General features: G+C 49.0%; 4 protein-coding genes. All 4 read left to right on the top strand.

Features of this window, described 5'->3' with window-relative positions:
* The first annotated feature begins 297 nt into the window (after positions 1-297).
* A complete protein-coding gene (locus PHF27_RS12355; protein ID WP_300070547.1) occupies positions 298-1581 on the top strand; it encodes an ArsB/NhaD family transporter in 1284 nt (427 codons plus the stop codon).
* A gap of 191 nt (positions 1582-1772) precedes the next feature.
* The gene (locus tag PHF27_RS12350; RefSeq protein ID WP_300070544.1) at positions 1773-2912 is read left to right on the top strand and encodes an efflux RND transporter periplasmic adaptor subunit; all 1140 of its coding nucleotides are present in this window, start codon (positions 1773-1775) and stop codon (positions 2910-2912) included.
* Positions 2909-6088: an efflux RND transporter permease subunit gene (locus PHF27_RS12345; protein WP_300070542.1), complete on the top strand. Its 3180-nt coding sequence runs from the start codon at positions 2909-2911 to the stop codon at positions 6086-6088. The genes PHF27_RS12350 and PHF27_RS12345 overlap by 4 nt, the downstream gene beginning before the upstream one ends.
* Before the next feature lie 51 nt (positions 6089-6139).
* Positions 6140-6778 (top strand): DUF4405 domain-containing protein, encoded by a 639-nt coding sequence (locus tag PHF27_RS12340; protein ID WP_300070539.1) that lies wholly within the window; start codon positions 6140-6142, stop codon positions 6776-6778.
* Positions 6779-6866 lie beyond the last annotated feature (88 nt).

Here is a 6866-nt window from a genome sequence, read left to right as displayed (position 1 = left end):
CAAGCGCCTCGGTTATCGAACTCCAGACGACCTTTTCGAAGACTTTCTTGACTCTATTTATGCTGCTTAATTTAAACTACTGTTCTACTTTACCAAAGTGTTCAACTTGCACTTGCAATTTGCGTTAAATAAAGAGATTATGATATGGAAATGTAAAATAGGCATTTGCTAATTTGTTTGACGAATTCAACAGGGGCGGATATACTAAGAATAAATTTAATATGTGTATCGTTAGGAGGAGCCTGTCACCAAGGGCTTCTCCTATTTTTTTATAGGTATTATGAGGAGGCGTTATTTTTGCAAGAGGTTTTATTTTATGGGTCGATCTTGATTTTTGTGGTTACGTATGGCTTGATTATTTGGGAAAAATATCATCGAATGGTTGTAGCTATGAGCGGCGGGAGTATTATGCTGTTATTTGGTTTCCTAAATCAGGATACTGCAATCAAAGAGGCAATAGACTTCAATACGTTGGGATTGCTGATTGGCATGATGATTTTGGTAACCATTACTCGGAGGACGGGCGTGTTTGAAGCCCTAGCCATATGGGCCGCAACCGTGACTGAAGCCTACCCCCTTCGTCTGTTGGCTCTTTTGTCTGCAATTACAGCTGGCGCATCGGCTCTACTTGATAATGTGACTACGGTTTTGTTAATTGTGCCGGTTACCATTACCCTAACGGACAAGCTTAATATTAACCCGCTTCCATTTTTGATTTCGGAGATTATTGCGTCCAATATTGGAGGGACAGCAACACTTATTGGAGATCCGCCGAATATTATGATTGGCAGTGCTACTGGATTAAGCTTTAATGCCTTTGCCAGTAACTTAGCGCCTGTGAGTATTATCATTTTATTGGCAACGCTGTTGGTTTTACTCTTTCTATATCGAAATGATTTGCAAGTAGAAGAAAAAGATCGGCTTCAAGTGTTGAAGTTAAACTATAAAGACGAGATTAAAGATAGCGCGCTTTTGAAAAAGTCATTGCTTGTCTTGGGGCTAACGTTAAGCGGCTTTGTTTTCCATAGTGTTTTGCATTTGGACTCCGCAACGGTAGCGATGTCAGGCGCCATATTTTTGATGCTGATTAGTAAGGAAGAGCCCGAAGAGATACTGCTGAATGTAGAATGGCCAACTATTTTTTTCTTTATCGGTTTGTTTGTTCTCGTTGGAGGCCTAAAAGCAAGCGGGGTTGTTGGAGCGCTTGCGCAATGGGGGTTGGCAGTGACACAGGGGCAAGTCATGGAAACTGCATTGTTAATGTTGTGGTTGTCAGCGATTGCCTCGGCTTTTATTGATAATATTCCTTTTGTGGCAACGATGATTCCGATGTTGCAAGAAATGGCTCAATTATCGGGAGGAAATTTGGAACCTGTATGGTGGTCTTTAGCGTTGGGAGCTTGCTTGGGAGGAAATGGAACGTTGATCGGGGCTACTGCTAATGTTGTTGTGGCAGGGATTGCTGAAAAAAATGGCATTTTGCTTTCATTTAAGCACTATTTGAAAATTGCTTTCCCGCTTATGATCGGCTCTATTTTGATTTCTCATGTTTATGTGTACCTAAGATATTTTTGTGTTTAAATTATTATGATTTGGTAATTTCAAAATCTAGATAAGTTGACATGCTTACGATAGAAGCCTTAATTTCGTCAATAATCTTGATGAATTAAGGCTTTTATTTATTTTTAATGTCAGCAAAATAGAGGAAATGAATGTCTTTTGTAAGAATTATTCAAAATAGAGAATGAGTGTCTTGGCGGCTTAAAGAAAGGATGATCGCATTGCTGAAAACACAGAAAAAGCTTGCAGGTATAATTGCCTTAATTGCGGTTGCGGCGGTTATCTTGATTGTTTGGAACAGGCCAGAAACAAAGAAGCCAATAGAACAGCGGGAACAGATAGTTCAGCAGGCGTTGGCGGTAGAACGCGTACAGCTCAGCAATGCGGTTCAATACTATGAAACCTCGGGAACGGTGAAGGCCAACGTGGTAAGTAAAGTTGCGCCGAAAGCCATGGGGCAGGTCACTGCGCTGTACGTCAAGGCTGGGGACCGTGTTAGAGCCGGGCAGGTTCTGGCAGAATTACAGGACGAAGAAATTTTGCAAAAGATATCGGCTGCCGAAGCGGGAGTGCGGGAGGCGCAAAAAGGGCTGCAAGTGGCGGTGCGAAATCGGTCTTTGCAAAAAAATACAAGCGAGCGCTATGAAGAGTTATATCGTCAAGGGGCCATCTCCCAACAGCAAGTGGATGAAGTCCGCACGCAAAACGATGTGGCCTCGTTACTAAGCGAGCAGGCGCAGGCGGCGATGGAAAGAGCTATGGCTAGCGAGAAAGAAGCGCGGGCGTATAGCAAATTAGTGGCTCCGGTAAGCGGGATTGTGACAGAAAAAAATCTGGAGCTTGGCTCGATGGCGCTCCCGGGAGTCTGGGCGTTGGTGGTAGAGGATGATCAATCGTTTTTGGTGGAATGTTATGTGGACGGAGCGCTAAGCTCGCAGTTGCAAGCGGGCGGTACGGCATTGGCTGAAGTAGAAGGAGAGGGAGAAAGCCTACAGGGACAAATTATCGAATTGACTCCGGCGGTGGATGCGGCCAGCCGTTCTTTTTTAGTGAAGGTTGCGCTGCCGAGAGCGGCGCTTAAAACAGGCATGTACAGTAAAATTCGCTTTCCCCTTGGAGAGCGGCAGGCGGTTTTACTGCCCCAGGAAAGCCTGGTTGCTAAAGGTCAACTGACCGGGGTGTATGTTATGGATGCGAATAAGAAGCTTTGGTATCGGCTGGTGCGTACGGGGCGCAATGACAATGGGCGCGTGGAGATTGTTTCCGGGGTGCAGCCCGGAGACTATGTTGTAGTTCGCGGCGTGGAAGCGGCGAGTGATGGAGCGGTGGCCGGTGAGGTGACTGGCTTATGAAAAAACTGGGGTTTTCCGGTAAGTTGGCCCAAGCCTTTATTCTGTCCAAATTGACGCCGCTGCTGGTGATTGCATCCTTATTGCTAGGCGGCTTTGCTACGTCATTGACGCCTCGCGAAGAAGAACCGCAGATTGTTGTGCCGATGATTGACGTGGCCGTAACCTATCCAGGGGCTTCGGCGGCGGAAGTGGAAAATCGGGTTACCAAACCGATGGAACAGCTGCTATGGGAAGTTCCGGGCCTTGACTACGTCTATTCCATGGCGAAACCGGGCAGCAACCTGACTATTTTGCGCTTTCGCGTAGGGGAAAACGCAGAAGACAGCCTGGTGCGGGTGTATAACAAATTGATGTCCAATTATGACCGGATTCCTCCGGGCGTATCGCAGCCCATGGTGAAAGTGCGCTCGATTGATGATGTGCCCATTTTAGCCCTTACTTTTTGGAGCGCTCGTCCCGGCTATTCCGGGTACGAGCTGCGGCGGGCAGCGGCGGAGGTTGCCGAAGAGCTGAAAAAAGATGAGGACGTATCGGAAATAGCCATTATCGGCGGCCAAAAACGCCAAATTCGCGTGGAACCGGATCCGGCTAAATTGCGTGCGTTTCAGCTTCCTCTTGCCCAATTAGCGGACAAGCTGCAGCAGGCTAATGTTCAGCTCCAAAGCGGCAATGTGCAATTAGGGAATCAAGAGCAGCGCCTGGAAGGCGGCCGCTTTTTAAAAAGCGCGGAAGATGTTGGCAATATCGTGGTTGCCGTGGCGCAGCAGCGGCCAATTTATCTGAAGCAAGTCGCTTCGATTGCTGATGGACCGGCTGAACCGGAGCAATACGTATTTATGGATCAGGCCGCTGGGAGCGCCGCCAAGCTGCAGGCAGCTAATGGACCCTATGAAGCGGTGACTTTGTCGGTAGCCAAGAAGAAAGGCGCCAACGCGACGGTGATTGCTGAAAGGGCGCTGGCGAAATTGGAAGCTCTCCACGGCAAGGTACTGCCGCTTGATGTGCAGTGGACGGTTACGCGTGATTATGGAGAGACGGCGAAGGAAAAGTCCAATGAGCTGCTGCAGCATATGCTGATTGCGACGGTATCCGTAGTGCTGCTGATCGGCTTTACCCTGGGCTGGCGAGAAGCTGGGGTTGTCGGCGTGGCGGTGCCTACGACGCTGGCTTTGACGCTCTTGGTAACCTATCTGCTGGGCTATACTTTGAACCGGGTCACCTTGTTTGCGTTGATTTTTTCGATTGGTATTTTGGTGGATGACGCCATTGTCGTGGTGGAAAACATTCATAGGCGTTTCGTACTGGCAGGCAAAGCAGACGAGGAGATTGCCGCCGCCGCTGTTGACGAGGTGGGTAATCCGACCATTTTAGCGACTTTGGCGGTTGTCGCGGCGCTGCTGCCTATGGCCTTTGTCTCCGGGCTCATGGGGCCGTACATGAAGCCCATTCCGGTAGGAGCGTCGGCGGCCATGCTTTTTTCCTTGTTAGTGGCGTTTATTGTAAGTCCTTGGTTGGGGTATCGCCTTTTAAGGGGAGTTTCGCATGGAGCGGCTGGGAGTAAAGGGCGTTTGCAGCAGGGCTATGAGGCGTTGTTGGAGCGGCTTTTGCAGGAGAAAGGGCAGCGGCGGAAAGCGATAGGCGCTATTGGACTACTCTTGGTACTGGCGGTGGCCCTAGTTCCCTTAAAAGGCGTAGAAGTGAAAATGCTTCCTTTTGACAATAAAAGCGAGCTGCAGGTTATTATTGACATGCCGGAAAACAGCTCCCTCGAGAAGACGGCCGCCTTGACAAGGGAACTTGGCGCGTATCTGCGTACTGTGCCGGAAGTTACGGATTTTCAAAGCTATGTAGGGACGGCTTCGCCGTATAATTTTAACGGTTTGGTGCGGCATTATTTCCAGCGCTCCGGCAGCAGCAGCGCGGATATTCAGGTTAACTTTGTAAGCAAAGGAGAACGGAGCGAGCAAAGCCATGAGTTAGCGAAAAAGCTGCGTCCGCGACTAGAGGAGATCGGTTTGCTTTATGGGGCGCGTTTGAAAGTGGCCGAGGTTCCTCCCGGACCGCCGGTGCTTAGTACGCTGGTGGCGGAAGTGTATGGACCGGCTCCAGAGGGAAGAAAACAAGTAGCTGCAGAAATTCGCGACATCTTTAAACGCACCGAGGGAGTGGTGGATGTCGACTGGTATGTGGAAGAAGATCAACCTAAAACCTTTTTTGAGGTGAATCAAGAAAAAGCGGCCTATCATGGCCTGAGTCCGCAAAGCGTGGCACAACTGCTGCAAATGGCCATTAGCGGCAGCGTTGTGGGCCAAGCTCATTTGGAAAAAGAAAAGGAGCCGGTAGAATTGCTTCTGCGGCTTCCGTATGCGGAACGGTCTTATTTGGAAACAGGACGTCTGGCGCAGTTGACTCTGCTCGGGAAGGATGGCAGAGCGGTTCCCTTGTCGGAACTGGTGGTACAGAAAACCGGTATTGAGGACAAAACCATCTACCACAAAAACTTAAAGCCTGTAACCTATGTGGTGGGCGATGTTGCTGGCAGCATAGAAAGCCCTGTGTATGCCATCTTGGGGATGAAGGAGAAAGTCGGCGATATTCAAGTGCCTTCAGGACCGAAGCTGCAGCAGTACTCGGCGATTCAGCCTTGGCTGGAAGACAGCTACGCCATGAAATGGGACGGAGAATGGCATATTACCTATGAAGTCTTCCGGGATTTGGGAGTGGCCTTTGCGGCGGTGCTGGTGCTTATCTATGTTTTAGTGGTGGCCTGGTTCAAAAATTTCTGGACGCCCTTGGTGATCATGGCGCCGATTCCGTTGACACTTGTTGGTATTTTGCCGGGACACTGGCTGTTTGGCGCTTTTTTCACCGCTACCTCTATGATTGGTTTTATTGCCCTGTCCGGGATTGTCGTCAGAAACTCTATTTTATTGATTGACTTTGTGCAGGAAGAAGGCAGTGAGGGCAAGGAACTGCGGCAAGCACTGGTTGAGGCGGGCTCAGTCCGTTTTCGGCCCATTGTTCTGACTGCCGCCGCGGTGGTTGTTGGCTCTTTTGTCATGCTCTTTGATCCCATCTTCCAAGGCTTAGCCATTGCCATGATGTTTGGAGCTGTGGCGGCGACGGCGTTAACCTTGGTAGTTGTGCCGCTGTTGTATTTTGAGTTGTTTGGATAAACCGATTAAAGAGGAGACAATCAATATAGGTGATAGAAAGGAGAATTCGGCATGAAGGAGATAGCTTGGCGTCGAGTAGCATCTTTACTATCGTTGTTTTTGTTTGTTTTCGCGGTGTTGACAGGGATTGTGCTTTATATAGTGCCGCCTACGCGGGTAGCGAATACCTTGGCCTGGACTTTCTTAGGCTTGAGTAAAGGGGAATATGTGCGGGTGCATACGATTGCCTCCCTTTGCTTTTTTCTTGTGGGGATTTGGCATATATGGTTCAATTGGGCGGCTTTAAAAGAATATTTACTGCCGCAAAGCAAGGAGAAATGGAGGAGCGAGCCGTTGCTGGCGGCAGGTATGGTTGTTTTGCTTATGGCGGGAACGGTGGCGAATGTGTGGCCAGTTTCTGCGGTTATGGATTTTGGGCAAACCGTGAAGGAGAGTTGGGGCGGGCCAGGAGGCGGAGGTGTAAGAGAAAGAGGCGGACATGATATAAATGTAACCATGACCTTAGCGGCATTTGCCACGGAAAATCATAAGGATGTAAGAGGCCTGGTGGAAAAGCTGGCGCGTAAGGGTTGGAAGGCGCGAGGCAATCAGACGATTGCGGACATTGCCAAACAGAATGGAGTTGCGACAGAAGAGATTATGAAGGAATTGCGGTTCTATGTCAATGGTTGGGGTAAAAGCATAAAGTAATGTTGGCAGCGAGGATGCAAATTCTCGCTGCTATCTATTTTTAGTAACCGCAAGATAGAGGATGCGGTTACGCATTCGCTCAAAATTA

Origin of the sequence: Anaeromusa sp. (assembly GCF_028691475.1) — a bacterium.
Classification (GTDB): Bacteria; Bacillota; Negativicutes; order Anaeromusales; family Anaeromusaceae; genus Anaeromusa.
Note: the sequence above shows the minus strand (reverse complement) of the source record. Positions and strands in the feature narration are given on the sequence as shown.